The 15402-nt window shown below is 58.5% G+C and carries 12 protein-coding genes and 4 tRNA genes; 4 read left to right on the top strand and 12 right to left on the bottom strand.

The genetic code is table 11. The features are described from left to right. Positions 1-660: 660 nt before the first annotated feature. The 4 genes from BMOU_RS05210 to BMOU_RS05195 form a co-directional block, all read right to left on the bottom strand. A tRNA-Val gene (locus BMOU_RS05210) sits at positions 661-736 on the bottom strand. Positions 737-782: 46 nt separating this feature from the next. Then, positions 783-854, bottom strand: a tRNA-Val gene (locus tag BMOU_RS05205). A 43-nt stretch (positions 855-897) separates the two neighbouring features. After that, a tRNA-Cys gene (locus BMOU_RS05200) sits at positions 898-968 on the bottom strand. Between the two features lie 27 nt (positions 969-995). Beyond that, positions 996-1068, bottom strand: a tRNA-Gly gene (locus BMOU_RS05195). A 229-nt stretch (positions 1069-1297) separates the two neighbouring features. Here BMOU_RS05195 and BMOU_RS05190 point away from each other — a divergent pair. Then, positions 1298-2119: a PAC2 family protein gene (locus tag BMOU_RS05190; protein WP_034875464.1), complete on the top strand. Its 822-nt coding sequence runs from the start codon at positions 1298-1300 to the stop codon at positions 2117-2119. 104 nt (positions 2120-2223) lie between these two features. On the opposite strand, the gene uppP is transcribed toward BMOU_RS05190, so the two are convergent. Further along, a complete protein-coding gene (gene uppP, locus BMOU_RS05185) occupies positions 2224-3105 on the bottom strand; it encodes an undecaprenyl-diphosphatase UppP (protein WP_034875462.1) in 882 nt (293 codons plus the stop codon). A gap of 145 nt (positions 3106-3250) precedes the next feature. Between uppP and BMOU_RS05180 the strand changes: the two genes are divergently transcribed. After that, on the top strand, positions 3251-4042 hold the full coding sequence (locus BMOU_RS05180) for a fructosamine kinase family protein (RefSeq protein WP_034875461.1): 792 nt from the start codon (positions 3251-3253) through the stop codon (positions 4040-4042). Between the two features lie 105 nt (positions 4043-4147). Here the strand turns inward: BMOU_RS05180 and dnaJ are convergent, their stop codons facing one another. Both dnaJ and hrcA read right to left on the bottom strand, forming a co-directional pair. After that, on the bottom strand, positions 4148-5296 hold the full coding sequence (dnaJ, locus tag BMOU_RS05175) for a molecular chaperone DnaJ (protein WP_034875459.1): 1149 nt from the start codon (positions 5294-5296) through the stop codon (positions 4148-4150). Positions 5297-5348: 52 nt separating this feature from the next. Then, a complete protein-coding gene (hrcA, locus tag BMOU_RS05170) occupies positions 5349-6491 on the bottom strand; it encodes a heat-inducible transcriptional repressor HrcA (protein WP_034875457.1) in 1143 nt (380 codons plus the stop codon). A gap of 374 nt (positions 6492-6865) precedes the next feature. Between hrcA and tkt the strand changes: the two genes are divergently transcribed. After that, complete coding sequence (tkt, locus tag BMOU_RS05165) at positions 6866-8974, top strand: transketolase (RefSeq protein ID WP_034875455.1); 2109 nt, start codon at positions 6866-6868, stop codon at positions 8972-8974. A gap of 90 nt (positions 8975-9064) precedes the next feature. Further along, positions 9065-10168 (top strand): transaldolase, encoded by a 1104-nt coding sequence (gene tal / locus BMOU_RS05160; RefSeq protein WP_034875453.1) that lies wholly within the window; start codon positions 9065-9067, stop codon positions 10166-10168. 92 nt (positions 10169-10260) lie between these two features. On the opposite strand, the gene BMOU_RS05155 is transcribed toward tal, so the two are convergent. The 5 genes from BMOU_RS05155 to BMOU_RS05135 all read right to left on the bottom strand — a co-directional run bounded on the left by BMOU_RS05155 (position 10261) and on the right by BMOU_RS05135 (position 15384). Continuing rightward, positions 10261-11802: an aminotransferase class I/II-fold pyridoxal phosphate-dependent enzyme gene (locus BMOU_RS05155; protein ID WP_081738499.1), complete on the bottom strand. Its 1542-nt coding sequence runs from the start codon at positions 11800-11802 to the stop codon at positions 10261-10263. Between the two features lie 158 nt (positions 11803-11960). Continuing rightward, a complete protein-coding gene (locus BMOU_RS05150; protein WP_235143712.1) occupies positions 11961-12821 on the bottom strand; it encodes an HAD family hydrolase in 861 nt (286 codons plus the stop codon). 80 nt (positions 12822-12901) lie between these two features. After that, a complete protein-coding gene (gene secG, locus BMOU_RS05145; protein WP_003840168.1) occupies positions 12902-13150 on the bottom strand; it encodes a preprotein translocase subunit SecG in 249 nt (82 codons plus the stop codon). A gap of 111 nt (positions 13151-13261) precedes the next feature. Further along, entirely contained in the window at positions 13262-14056 is a 795-nt protein-coding gene (gene tpiA, locus BMOU_RS05140) for a triose-phosphate isomerase (RefSeq protein ID WP_034875451.1), read from the bottom strand. 122 nt (positions 14057-14178) lie between these two features. Continuing rightward, a complete protein-coding gene (locus BMOU_RS05135) occupies positions 14179-15384 on the bottom strand; it encodes a phosphoglycerate kinase (RefSeq protein WP_034875449.1) in 1206 nt (401 codons plus the stop codon). Positions 15385-15402: the final 18 nt, after the last annotated feature.

Raw genomic sequence — 15402 nt, 5'->3', positions numbered from 1 at the left:
GATATGGACGTCCACATCGGCACCGCCTCTGCCGTGCGGCAGAAACCTCCTCGGACACCGGTATCTCCAAGCAGGGCGCCCGTGCGAGTCCCTGCAGCGTTCCACAATCGGACGGCGATGGCATTTCGGGCAAGGCAGCAACACCCGCGGCAATGCTTCGGAAGTTTTCCCGTCCATAAGTGACTCTCCTGGGCTTTGTCTTCTATATACAACAAGGAACACATGGAACGGTACCCGCCCCAAGGTGGAGTCCGTTCCCGCCTTGGCCTGTTGGGAACAGTCGGAAGACCTCTCCTGAACCAAAAGACCGTGCCGAACATGAACATACCGTTTTTTCGACGCAAGGAGGAACACTGTTCGCTATAGGCGTGGGCATGTGGCGGATGGGTGCCTTGCGGACAGGGACTCAGCCGCCGACCGGCAATCCTGTCCGGCTATATTTCACGTGGCTATATTTCACGCCTTCCGTCGCGACCCCCAACCAGTCGCAGTACCATCCAGGTGTTCCGCTGGCCATCCGACGTGCTCGTACCCATCTATCAGCCCGAAATGCGCATCGGAATCTGGTTGCCGATTTCCAAAAGCTGTCATCCATGTACAAGGAGACGCTCTGACGAATAATGTAGTTCCAACAGAAAAGCCGCCCTCAAGGACGGCCCATGGTGGGTGATATAGGAATCGAACCTATGACCCCTTCCGTGTGAAGGAAGTGCGCTAGCCGCTGCGCCAATCACCCATGTTGATTTATAAGGAGTCTTGATTTATAAGGAGTCAGACTCCAGTGGGCGATACAAGATTCGAACTTGTGACCCCTTCCGTGTCAGGGAAGTGCGCTACCTCTGCGCCAACCGCCCGGGTCGTATTCACTTCACAGAACAGATGGTCCTGTTTCATGAGAGGTGGGTACGAGAGTCGAACTCGTCTATACGGCTTTGCAGGCCGCTGCCTAACCGCTTGGCTAACCCACCACAAAGGTCGACATATCGGAACCTTAGAGCGGACAACGGGACTCGAACCCGCGGTCTCAACCTTGGCAAGGTTGCGCTTTACCAACTAAGCTATGTCCGCATGTTCCCTGCAGTATCACTGCCTGAGCACGAGTATCTACTATAACCACATCCATGTGATTTGCAAGTCAGCGTGTCGCATGGCGAAATCCCATATCCCTAACACCACCCTTGAAGTGAGGAATGGAAATCGTGAATCCTTGTGTTTCAGGCTATTCACCGATGGCATAAGCATTCTGCCACCCCACGATTTCGCGCTACATTTATTCCTATGTGTGAAGGAGCCGAACATGACTAAGACGATAATGCTTGCTGCGTTCGAGGGGTGGAATGATGCCTGCCAAGCGGCCACGAACGTCATTCGCCATCTGGTCTCTCGTTATGATTCGCAGGAGGTGCGTCATATCAACGACGAGGGCTTCTACGATTACCAGGTCGCCCGTCCGATGATCTACTCGGTACAGGGTCATCGACGCATCATCTGGCCGCAGACCACTTTTTACGACATCACGGTCTCCCCTGAACTGCACTTTCTTGCGCAAATAGCCCCGGAGCCGAACTACCGATGGGAGGAGTATTGCCGGAAGACGCTGCGTATAGCCGAGGATTATGATGTGAACGAAGTCGTGACCATAGGCTCCATGTTCGCCGATTGCCCGCATACCAGACCGCTTCCGCTGGACATATCCAAGGGTGACTGCGAATGTGAGCTCGACAAGAGATACAACGGTCCGATCGGTATACCCAACATCCTCGATGCGATTGCCGCCGACGGCGGTTTCTCCACCACTTCGATGTGGGTATCGGTTCCGCAGTACTTCAACAACGTTGAATGCATGCAGGGCACCTTGGAACTGATCCACGCGCTGTCCATACTGCTGGAGCAGCCCCTTAATGAGGGAGACCTCGCCAGAAAGGCCGCCCAATGGCGCAAGGAAGCCGATGACATGGTCGAAAACATGCATACCGGCGATTACATCCGACAGCTTGAACACGAATATGATCTCAGTGTCAAGGCCCAGGAGATCACATCGAACGGCGCTCCAGCCTGCGAACAGCTCATCCGTGAGGCGGAGGCTTTTCTTAAGGACCAGCCTTTCGCCGGATACTGATTCGATCCGCGCCCGCAATGGCGGAAGATACAGACATGGAAAGGTCCCGACCACCTTACGATGGTCGGGACCTGTGATATCCGGGCGACTGCGACGCGGCACGGCTAGGCCGCGGTCACCTCCAACGGGGAGATGACACCGCAGATCAGCAGCAGCGCCACGATCACCGCAAGCGCGATGCGGTAGATGGCGAAGGCCTTGTAGGAAAAGGTGGATACGAACTTCAGGAAGCCGATGATCACCACATAACCGACGATGAAGGCCACTATGGTGGCTGCGATGGTGGCGCCCCAGCCGGGGAACATGCCCGCATCGCCTGCAGCCACATCCTTGACCGCGGAGACTGCCTCGAGAATGCCTGCGCCGAATACGGCCGGAATGGCCATCAGGAAGCTCACACGCACGGCCGCCTCACGGGTATAGCCCATGGCGCGGCCGAAGGTAATGGTGCCACCGGAGCGGGAGACTCCAGGAATCAAGGCAAGCATCTGGCCGATGCCGAAAACCAGGGCATCCTTCCAGGTCATCTCCTCCATGGTCTTGATCTGCCTGGCGCGGGCGTCGACCACCCACAGCAGCACGCCGAACAGTGCCAGCACGGTCACGGTGATCCATAGGTTGCGCAGTGAGGTCTCGATGACATGCTTGAACAACACGCCTGCGATGAGAATCGGCATGGTGCCGAGAATAATGAACCAGCCCATCTGCGTGTCACGGTTATGTGCGCCCATACGGCTCCTGAAGTCCTTGCCTTCCCTGCCGAATAGGGAACCGAACCATGCGCCGAGGATACGGATGATGTCACGGCGGAAATACAGGATTACGGCTAATTCCGTGCCGATCTGGATGATGGCGGTGAAGGCCGCACCAGGGTCCGACCCCAGCATCAGATCACCGATGATGCGGATATGCGCACTGGAGGAAACCGGCAGGTATTCGGTCAGTGCCTGCACCAGTCCCAGAAAAATCGCTTGGAAGAAATTCATGAACCCTCTTTATGTGTTCGTCTGTTTTCCGAGCACCAGCGTAGCGAATGGGGTCTAAATTTCCCATCGATTTCACAGGGTTGTCTCAATCCGCGCACACAATGGGAGCATCAATCACAACCAATGCGATACCAAGGAGCATGACATGGGGAAATATCGCAAAAGCAGGGCATTCAGTCCGGACGGCTTCTTCGAATGTGAGGGCCGTGGCCTTCAATGGCTTGGCGAGGCGCATTCCCACGGTGGTCCCCGCGTGGTCGAAGTCTACGATTGGGGCAAGGATTTTCTTGATATCGAACGCGTGAACGCCTGTTCCCCCACTCCCAAGGCAGCCTATGATTTTGGTGCCTCTCTGGCTCGTATGCACGACTTCGGAGCGGAGTTCTTCGGCTCGGCGCCTGACGGTTATACGGGTACCTGTTATTTCGGCCCATTGCAGGATCCGGTTCCCATGGATTGCGGCACTTGGACCGACCCGGCCACCTATCTGGCGGAAGGCCGCCTTCGCCCGATGGTCGAACTCGGCATTCATCGTCGAGAACTCACCGATGCCGATATGGATCTGACCGAAGAGGTGATTCGAGCGCTCCCTGAAATCCTTGGCCGTGCGGCCATGGATAAGCCGGCGCGGGTACATGGCGATCTCTGGAGTGGCAACGTGATGTGGACTGCCGACTCCGGTTCCGTCGAAGCCGTATTGATCGATCCTGCCGCGCATGGTGGTCATCGTGAGGAGGATCTTGCCATGCTTAATCTTTTCGGTATGTCCTACCTCACCGAGATTCTGGACGGCTACCAGTCGGTGCATCCGCTGAAGGCAGGTTGGCAGGAGCGTATCACGCTGTGGCAGCTGTATCCGATTGCCGGCCATTGCGTCTTCTTCGGTGGCGGATATGTCAGCCAATATCGTGCCATGTGCAGGTCGCTGCTGCGATGAAACACACCGTACCGTTTACATAAAAGGGTGTTTCGGAACATGTGTTCCGAAACACCCGGATATGTTTAGGGCCCCTTTTTAGGGCCCCTTTGGAAAATCCGTACGCTAGCGCAACGCATCCTTGAGCTTGGAGAAGAAGCCCTTTTTCGTTCCGGCGGTTGGGCGCGCGCTTTGCGACACATGGGATGCACCCGAATCATGGCTGGCAGCGAACCGTTCCATCAGGGAACGCTCGTCATCACTGAGCTTGGTCGGAATCTGCACCACGACATGCGCCACGAGGTCGCCACGGTCGCCATTGCCGTTCATATGGGTAACGCCGAGATTCCTCAGGGTCACGGTATCCTCCGGCTGGCATCCGGCGGGAACGCTGACGGACTGCGGGCCATCGAACGTATCGATCTCAAGGTCATGGCCCAATACGGCCCAGCTCATCGGCACCTGAATCCAGCAATGCAGGTCATCGCCGTCACGTGTGAACGTGTCATCCGACGAGATGCGCACATCGACATACAGATCGCCCGCAACGCCGCCGTTCTCGCCGACTTCGCCCTGATTGGCAAGACGAAGTCGCGTGTTGTTGCCGATGCCTGCGGGAATGGAGACTCCGACATTGCGCGTGGTACGCACACGGCCATGCCCCAGGCAGGAGGGACATGGGTTTTCGATGACGGTGCCGTGCCCCTCGCAACGTTCGCAGGGGGCGGTGGTCATCATCTGGCCGAGCATGGTCCTGACCACACGTTGTGCAAATCCCTTGCCATGGCATTCAGGGCATTGTGTCGGCTGGGTGCCTTTCTGGCAGCCCGTACCGGCGCATTCCTGGCATAGGCCGAAGGTGTTGATCCTCACATGCGCGGTGTCGCCGAACACGGCCGTCTTCAGATCGATGGTCACATTGGCCAGGGCATCACGACCGGGCTGGGTACGCGGACGTGGCCCCGCCCCGGTGCCACCGCCGAAGGCGCCGCCGGTGAAGATGTTCAGGAAATCCCCCATGTCCCCGAATCCGGCGCCTCCAAAGCCTCCTGAGCCGCCGTTGGGGTCGTTCGGATCGACGCCGGCATCGTACATCTGCCGTTTCTGCGGGTCGGACAGCACCTCATACGCGCTGTTGACCTCCTTGAATTTGTCTTCGAATTCCGGCCCCGCGATATCGGGATGATATTTGCGGCTCATCTTGCGATAGGCCTTCTTGATCTCATCGTCACTGGCAGATCGGTCAACGCCCAGTACTTCGTAGTAATCCGTCACAGTCGTTCTTTCTCCCTATTGGTTCCGCGTGTCATTGTGCCATAAGGCGGGGTCAGTCGTTCGTATGGTGTTCATCGTGTGCAAGAAATGCCGTAAGGTAACGGGCGACCGCCCTGACGGCCGCCATGGTGGTCACGTAATCCATATGCGTCGGTCCGATGGACCCAACGAATGCCACCGGTTCTGAGGTGGCTGCCGTCTGGTCGCCATCGACATTGCCGTAATCGTCGTTCCCGCCGTGGCCATCAGCATCTGGACTGCCTGCGTTTCCGGCATTGCCGGCGGAAGTACGGCCGTAGCCACTGGTGACCACCGAGGCGTGCAGCAATCCCGGTGTATGGGTCTCCGAGCCGATGGCCACACCGACCCCATCGGATTGTGTGGTTTCGCTCAACGAGCTCATCAGTTTCATCAGCACGACCTGCTCCTCCAATGCGTCGAACAGTGGCGCCAGGTCGGCGACAGTATGCTGGTGCGCCAGCTGCGACGTGCCTGCCATATACAGCTCTCCCGCACGTTCGTCATCCGCCATGCCGTCGAGGGCCCGCGCCAATGCCTCCGTCAGAGCGCTGATGGAACGGTATTCGCTACGTGACTCCATCTGACGCACGCAATCGGCGGTCTGGGCCAACGAGACCCCGGCGCATTGCGTGTTGATCTCATTGACCAGATGGGCGAGCGTGGTCATATCCGGCAAATCGACGATGTTGAGGATATGCTGGGCCACGCGCCCGGTATCGGTGATGACCACCGCCAGCAACGTGGTAATGGAGACCGGCACGATTTCGACATGCCGTAACGTCGACTTGGACAGCGACGGCGCCGCGACCACCGCCACCTGCCCGGTGATCTGTGCAAGCAGGCGCGCCGCACGTTGCAACGTATCCTGAAGATTGACCGACCCCGACAGGAAACTGTTGATGCCTCGGCGCTGCGCTTCGGACAACGGCATGACGGTCGCCAACCGGTCCACGAAGTAGCGGTATCCCTTTTCCGTAGGGATCCTGCCTGCCGAGGTGTGCGGCTGAATCAGATAGCCCTCATCCTCCAATGCGGCCATATCGTTGCGCACCGTCGCCGAGCTCACTCCCAGATCGTGGTCTCTGGTCAGCGTGGTCGAGCCGACGGGTTCCTGCGAACGAATGTAGTCCTCAACAACGGCGCGCAGCACCAGCATGCGTCTCGACTGCGCCATGCATCCCCCTTAATATAAAAGAATAAGCATATACGGCATGATCGAACAGGATTGGAACGTGCCGCCTCACGATAAATCTCCTGATACTGTTTTAGCACTCCCGGCCCCGGAGTGCTAATCGTTCGCTTCGGGAGTATTGCCGCCATATCCCCCATACTCGTTCTTCCCGAACGATCGACGCATCCCCAAGCGAACAGCGCAAACGCACGGGAATGTTCATTGTGAGCGTTAACAGAACACAACTTACCAAAACACGCCAAAATTTCACTGCTACGTCACCTCACATCGCTACTATGGAATACGCAATGTGAGGGCGTCAAGCGCTCGGCACAAGCCGGATACGCGGCCCGACCAATTGGAAGGAAAGTAATCCTATGACCGAATTCAAGGAGACCGAGCTGGACGAGCGCGCCATCAAGATGGCCAAGGTCCTGTCGGCCGACGCGGTTGAGCGTGCGGGACACGGCCACCCGGGTTCCCCCGTTTCCCTGGCGCCCATCGCCTACACCCTGTACCAGCACTTCATCAAGCACGATCCGAACGATCCCAAGTGGGAAGGTCGCGACCGCTTCATCCTTTCCGGCGGCCACGCCTCCCTCACCCAGTACGTTCAGCTGTACTTCTCCGGCTACGGCCTGACCCTGGACGATCTGAAGAACTTCCGCGGCGGCGCCGACACCCGCACCCCGGGCCACCCGGAGTACGGCCTGACCCCGGGCATCGAAATGACCACCGGCCCGCTGGGCCAGGGCTTCGCCTCCGCCATCGGTTTCGCCTATGGCCAGCGTTTCGAACGCGGCCTGCTCGATCCGGAAGCCCCGGAAGGCGAATCCCCGTTCGACCACAACATTTGGGTCATCTGCGGTGAAGGCGACATCGAAGAGGGCATCTCCGGCGAAGCCGCATCCCTTGCCGCCAACCAGCAGCTGGGCAACCTGACCGTGATCTTCGATGCCAACCGCATCCAGATCGAAGGCGACACCAACCTGGTGCTGGCCGAGGATGTGCTCAAGCGCTTCCAGGCCTACGGTTGGTACACCGACGAGTTCAGCTTCATCCAGCCCGATGGCTCCTACAAGGAAGACGTCGACGGACTGGCCGAGACCATCGCCAAGGCACAGGCCGCCGCGCCGAACCAGCCGAAGCTCATCAAGGTCGACACCCTGATCGCATGGCCGACCCCTGGCAAGACCAACGATCCGTCTTCCCACGGTTCCAAGCTGGGCGCCGAGGCCGTTGCCGGCCTCAAGAAGCTGCTCGGCTACGATCCGGAAGAGTCCTTCCACGTCGACGAAGAGGCGCTGGCCCACGCCCGCAAGGTCGCCGAGCGCGGTCTCGAGGCCCACAAGGAATGGGACGAGAAGTACGACGCATGGCGCAAGGCCAATCCGGACAAGGCCGCGCTGTACGACCGCATCAAGGCCGGCGAACTTCCGGAGGGCTTCGACAAGGCCATCGATGACCTTGAGGCCACCTTCGAAGTCGGCAAGGGTGTCGCCACCCGTGGCGCCTCCGGCTCCGTGCTGAACGCCATCGCCGCTGTCATGCCGGAACTCTGGGGCGGCTCCGCCGACCTCGGCGGCTCCAACAAGACCGATCTCAAGGGTGCCGCCACCTTCGCCCCGGAGGAGTGCGCCACCAAGCAGTGGCCGAACTGCAACAAGTATGGCCGTCAGCTGCACTTCGGCGTGCGCGAGTTCACCATGGGCACCGTCACCAACGGCATCCTTCTGGGCTCCCATACCCGTCCGTTCGGCGGCACCTTCTTCATGTTCTCCGATTACGAGCGTCCGGCTGTGCGTCTGGCCGCCCTCATGGAGATTCCGAACCTGTACGTGTGGTCCCATGATTCCGTCGCCGTCGGCGAGGATGGCCCGACCCACCAGCCGATCGAGCATCTGGCCTCCTTCCGCGCCATCCCGCAGCTCGAGGTCGTTCGTCCGGCCGATGCCTATGAGACCGCCGAGGCCTACCGTGCATTCTTCGAAAAGAAGAACACCCTCCCGACCGCTATGATCCTGACCCGTCAGGGTGTCCCGGTTCTTGCCGAGACCGCCGAGAAGGCCAAGGAAGGCGTGAAGAAGGGTGCCTATGTACTCGTCGACACCGAGGGCACGCCGGATGTCATCATCATGGCCACCGGCTCCGAGGTCCAGTGGGCCGTCGCCGCCGCCAAGACCCTGGCCGGTGAAGGCGTCAAGGCCCGCGTCGTGTCCGTGCCGTCCCTCGAGTGGTTCGAGGAGCAGGATGCCGAATACAAGGAAGCCGTGCTTCCGGCCGCCGTCAAGGCCCGCGTCTCCGTCGAGGCCGGCGTTGCCATGCCGTGGTACAAGTACCTTGGCTCCTACGGCAAGCCCGTTTCCATCGAGCAGTTCGGCCTGCAGGGCGACGGTGCTCAGAACATGATCGATCTGGGCATCACCGCCGAGCACGTGGTAGAAGCCGCCAAGGCCTCCATCGCCGAAGTCGAAGCCGCCAAGTGATGCACCGGGGAGGGATACGAAGCCTGTATCCCTCCCCTTTCACCGCAAAACACAAGATTTGATCCAAATAGGTATCAAGGAGAAATAACAATGACTGAAGCAACTCAGCGCACCTCTGACTCCGGTGTCTCGATCTGGCTGGACGATCTGTCCCGCACCCGTATCGAGTCCGGCAACCTGCAGGAGCTCATCAAGGACAAGAACGTCGTTGGCGTCACTACCAACCCGTCCATTTTCCAGAAGGCTCTGAGCCAGGTCGGCCCGTACGACGCCCAGCTCAAGGAGCTCGGCAAGGTTGACGTTGAGACCGCCATCCGCGAGCTCACCACCACTGACGTGCGCAACGCCACCGACATCTTCCGTGAGGTCGCCGAGGCCACCGATTTCGTTGACGGCCGTGTCTCCATCGAGGTGGATCCGCGTCTGGCCCACGAGACCGAAGCCACCGAGAAGCAGGCTGTCGAGCTCTGGGAGAAGGTCAACCGTCCGAACGCCATGATCAAGATCCCGGCGACCCTCGAAGGCCTGCCGGCGATTACCGCCACCCTGGCCAAGGGCATCTCCGTCAACGTCACCCTGATCTTCTCGCTCGAACGCTACGAGCAGGTCATCGACGCCTTCATCGAGGGTATCGCACAGGCTGACGCCAACGGTCACGACCTGAAGCACATCGGTTCCGTCGCCTCCTTCTTCGTCTCCCGTGTGGATACCGCCGTCGACAAGCAGCTCGAGGAGATCGGCTCCGACGAGGCCAAGGCTCTCGAGGGCAAGGCCGCCATCGCCAACGCTCGCCTCGCTTACGAACTGTTCGAGAACAAGTTCGCCAACGATCCGCGTTGGGCTGCCCTCGAAGCCAAGGGCGCCAAGAAGCAGCGTCCGCTGTGGGCCTCCACCGGCACCAAGAACCCGGCCTACTCCGATTGCGTCTACGTTGACGAGCTCGTCGCTCCGTTCATCGTGAACACCATGCCGGAGAAGACCCTGAACGCTCTTGCCGACCACGGCAACGGCGCTCCGACCATCAAGGGCACCTACGAAGAGTCCCACGCCATCATGGCCAAGCTCGCCGAGCTGGGCATCGACTTCAAGGCTGTCACCGACAAGCTGGAAGCCGATGGCGTCGCCGCCTTCATCAAGTCCTGGGATTCCGTTCTTACCGACGTCCAGGCCGGCATCGACCGCGTCAACGGCTGAATCATTCGCTGATACGGTACCGTTTATCCGGTAGATAACGATTGACCCCATCCACAATGGATGGGGTCAATCGTTATCCGGGCCGTTCCGTATCAGTCCTGATAGTAGGTGCTGAAGAAGTCGGAAAGCTCACCGATGGTCTCCCGCAGCATGCCCATGCGAGGAAGATACACCACACGGAAGTGATCCGGCCGCTGCCAATTGAACGCGCCGCCATGGCTGATCAGGATATGCTTGTCATGCAGCAGGTCAAGCGCGAACTGCTCGTCCGAATGAATGTTGAATCTCTTCACATCGATTTTCGGGAAAATATAGAATGCCGCCTTGGGCTTGACAGCCGTGATGCCCGGAATCTCATTGAGCATGTCATAGACGAGATCACGCTGATCACGGACCCGGCCGCCAGGCACAAGATAGTCCCTGACGCTTTGATGCCCGCCCAAAGCCGTCTGTACGATCGACTGCGCCGGCACGTTCGAGCACATGCGCATGTTGGCCAGCATGTTCAGGCCCTCAATATAGTCCCTGGCAATGCGTTTGTTGCCACTGAGAATCATCCAGCCAACGCGCCAGCCCGCAATCATATGCGACTTTGACAGGCCGGAGAACGTCACGCAGAACAGATCCGGGGCAAGCGATGCGATGGAGACGTGCTCCAGACCGTCCATAACCAAGCGATCGTAGATTTCGTCGGAGAAGATCATCAGCTGATGCTCGCGCGCGATTTCGACAATCTGCTCAAGAATCTCCTTCGGGTACAGTGCACCGGTCGGATTATTCGGGTTGATGATGACAATGGCCTTCGTCCGATCGGTGATTTTGGAGCGCATGTCCTCGATATCCGGATACCATTCGGATTCCTCATCACAGGTGTAGTGCACGGCGGTGCCGCCGGCCAAGTTCACGCAGGCCGTCCATAACGGATAATCCGGAGAGGGGACCAGCACCTCATCACCGTTGTCGACCAAGGCTGATAGTGACAGATTAATCAGCTCACTGACGCCATTGCCGGTATAGATGTCGTCAATCGACACATTCGGGAGGTTCTTCAGCTGCGCGTATTGCATGATGGCCTTGCGTGCGGAAAACAGGCCTTTCGACGGCGAATAGCCTTCCGTATCGGGCAGTTGCTGCGACATATCGTAGACGACCTCGTCCGGCGTACGGAATCCGAACGGGGCCGGATTGCCGATATTCAATTTCAGAATATGCGTTCCAGCGGCTTCCATGCGTGCAGCCTCATCAGCAACCGGTCCACGAACGTCGTAGAGCACATTGTCAAGCTTGTGAGATTTGGTGAATGTACGCATGGTTCTTCCTTCTGTTGACTGCGTTTGCACGGACGCGGCATCATCATGCCGGGAACCGTTGAAGACCGGTTCAGGCAAAACGGCGATATTCTGGTCCATTGGAACGTCTTCTCCCATCAGCCACTGCTCATTCACCTGCAGAAACCCCGCAAGAAAACGGGCGATGTCAGCACGAGGCACGGTTTTCCCGCTTACATACTGACTCATGTGGCTTTTACCGAGCTTGATATTGAACTTTTCCGCGGCATGTACGAAATCAATCTGCTTCACCTTGCGAAACGCCATGGCGCTACCCAGTCGAGTGGAAAATGATGCGCTTGTCATACCGATCCTTTCAGTTCAATTCGATCAAGCATTAGTTCAAAAGTTTAGCACTAGATCGAAGGTGAATTCTCGGAAGTTCAATTCAAGACATGTATTTTCCGTAAACGAATTCCATGGAAGTTCAATCCAAGGTTTCTCGGCGGAAGTCCATGAGGAGTCTACAAAAGATGGCGTTCAATCCATTGCGCCACACCGTCATCGTTATTCGATGGACAGATTTCATCGGCGATCTTCAGCACATCGGGATTGGCATTGGCCACGGCCACTCCCCTGCCCGACTGCTGCAGCATGGAGATATCCACCAGATCGTCGCCGAATGAGACCGTCTGTGATAACGGTGCGGAGAAGTGGTCGGCCAGAATGGTCAATGCATGTTCCTTGTTGGCATCCGGGCTCATCAGCATCCACAACGTGCCTTCCGAGATATGCACGTCGAAATCCGTGGGGATGAGTTCGCGCACACGATTCCACTGTTCCGGATTCGGAAACAGTATCAGTTTGTCGGCGACGCCTTCCGGAACATCATTGAAATCGGTATACCGCCAAGTCTGCGTCTTCCAGTATTTGGTGACATCGAAATTCGTGTATCGGACGTCATCCATGACGATACCGACTTCCAAACCGGGAAGTTCCTCAAGCAGATACCTGCAAACCTCACATGCCCGCTGCGAGGAGAATCCGATTTTCATCAGATGACCGTCCTCGGGAAGTATACCGGAGGTGAGCATCTCATAATCCGAAACGGCGGGGTTGAAATCGATCAGGGCACCATTCAGATAGGCGACGGCATCGACCGGCAGTCTGTCCACGAACCGCAATCCGGTACTGACCGGTCGGGCCGTTTCGACCACGAATCTTACGCCGGCATCATGCAGTCGATTGATGCTGTCGATGGACCGTTGCGTCAGAAAACGTTCCTCGAAGGTTGCGCCATCATGCAACAAGGTACCGTCAAGATCGGCCACGACCATGGCGGTCATGCGGCTGCGTTCGGTGTTCAAAGCGGTCACGTCAGTCATTCCTTCATCCATTACGGAGGGCCAGAACGAATTTCGGCCCATGACCGTATGCCAGTCATGGGCCGAAACTATGCGGATTTTCAGATGAGATTGAACTTCGTCATCAGACCGAGAGCGATGATGATGGCCACCCACAGCAGCGCGATGATGACGGTCCAACGATTCAGATTCTTCTCCGCCACTCCGGAGGAACCTGCATTTTGGGTGAGGCCACCACCGAACATGTCGGACAGACCGCCGCCCTTACCCTTGTGCATGAGAATCAGCAGGGTGAGCAGCAAGCTGAAAATGACAAGAACAATCTGCAGCACAAGCTTGACGATGGCCATAGCGGACACGAGTGAACCTCCAGTTCGTAAACACTGTTGCTAACAATACCGCATGGTGTTGAGAAAATCGAATATTGACCACGCCTATCGGAATATGAGGGCGAATATGCCCTAGGCGGTCGCCTCAAGGGTCAGGCGGCAGATTTTGGTCAGTTCGTCCACTTTCAATGCGGCACCGCCGATGAGGAATCCATCGACATCCGGTTCACCGATGAGTTCGACCGCATTCTTGGAAGATACCGATCCGCCGTAGAGAATGCGCACCGTATCACCGACCGTGGTGCTGAACGTCGCCGTAAGATCGTCTCGAATGGCCTTCGCCGCGTCCTGCGCGGATTGTGGCGTGGCGACCATTCCGGTGCCGATGGCCCAGACCGGCTCATAGGCCACGATCAATCGTGAGGCCTCCTCATCGGAGAGGTCACGCGTGACGTCATGTACCTGTCCGACGGCGAAATCGAGCTCGATGCCCTTACGACGTTCCTCGTAGCTTTCTCCCACGCATAGGATGGGTTGCATGCCGGCCGCCAGTACCGCGCGTACCTGATCGACGATGTTCGCATCGTCCTCCGGATGGTATTTACGGCGTTCGGAATGCCCGACAATGACGTACGAGCATCCAAGATGCGCAATCATATCCGCGGATACGTCACCGGTGAACGCGCCCTGTGATGTGACGGACACCGCCTGCGCGCCATAACGAATCCTGAGCTTGTCGGATTCCACCAGCACCTGCACGCTACGCAACGAGGTGAAGGACGGCATCAGTGCGACTTCGCAACGCTTGTAGTCGAAACGCGCGTCACGCAGCTTCCAGGCCAGCTGTTGCACGAAATAGGTGGCCTCGAGATGGTCGAAGTTCATCTTCCAATTGCCCGCGACCAGCGGAATACGCCGTGATGTCATATGACTATCCTATTCCCTGCCTGTGTTGTGAGGATGGTTGTTCGGGATACGCACAAAAAAGAGCGAAATAAGAGGTGCCCTCCCACCGAAAGATGAGAGAGCACCCTTCATGATCCATGAAATCAGTCGAGCACCTTCAGACCCGGCAGTTCCTTGCCCTCGAGGAATTCGAGGGAGGCGCCGCCACCGGTGGAGATGTGGGAGAAACCATCCTCCGGGAAGCCGAGGTTACGCACCGCGGAAGCGGAGTCACCGCCGCCGACGATGGTGAACGCACCGGCCGCGGTGGCGTCAACCAGGCCCTGAGCCACGGCTTCGGTACCGGCCGCGAAAGCCGGAACCTCGAACACGCCCATCGGGCCGTTCCACACGACGGTCTTGGAATCGACGATCTTGTCGTGGAAGAGCTTCTGGGAGTCCGGCCCGATGTCCAGGCCCATCTTGTCGGCCGGGATGGCGTCGGCGGCTACGACTTCCGGAGCGATGTCCTCATCGGACTTCGGGAAGACCGGGTTCACGACGATATCGGTTGGCAGCACGAGTTCGACACCATTCTTCTCGGCGCGCTCGATGTAGCCCTTGACGGTCTCGACCTGGTCCTCTTCCAGCAGGGAGGTGCCGACCTCAAGGCCCTTGGCCTTGAGGAAGGTGTAGACCATGCCGCCGCCGATGACCAGACGGTTGGCCTTGTCGAGCAGGTTCTCGATCACGCCGAGCTTGTCGGAGACCTTGGAGCCGCCGAGCACGACGGTCAGCGGACGTTCCGGTTCGACGGTGGCGCGGGACAGGGCCTTGACTTCCTTCTCGACCAGCAGGCCCGCAGCGGCAGGCAGATCGGCAGCGACGTCATAGTTGGAGCCCTGGGCGCGGTGCACGACGCCGAAACCGTCGGACACGAAGGCCTCGCCGAGAGCGGCGATCTTCTTGGCGTAGGCGGCGCGTTCCTCTGGATCCTTGCTGGTCTCCTCCGGGTTGAATCGTACGTTCTGCAGCAGCACGACATCGCCGTCGTTCATTGCGGCGACCTTGGCCTGGGCATCCTCACCGTAGGTGTCGGAAGCCAGCGGAACCTCAATGCCGAGCAGCTCGCCAAGACGGGCGGCGACCGGTGCGAGGGACAGCTCCGGCACGACCTTGCCCTTCGGACGACCGAGGTGGGCCATCAGAATGACCTTTGCGCCTTCTTCGCGCAGAGTCTTGATGGTCGGCAGGGCGGCCTTGATGCGACCGTCATCGGTGATCGTGGTGCCGTCCAGCGGAACGTTGAAATCAGCGCGGACCAGAACGCGCTTGCCCTTGAGATTTCCAAGATCCTTAAGTGTCTTCATGTATTTCCTTTCCTAGCC

Origin of the sequence: Bifidobacterium moukalabense DSM 27321 (genome assembly GCF_000522505.1) — a bacterium.
GTDB lineage: Bacteria > Actinomycetota > Actinomycetes > Actinomycetales > Bifidobacteriaceae > Bifidobacterium > Bifidobacterium moukalabense.
Note: the sequence above shows the minus strand (reverse complement) of the source record. Positions and strands in the feature narration are given on the sequence as shown.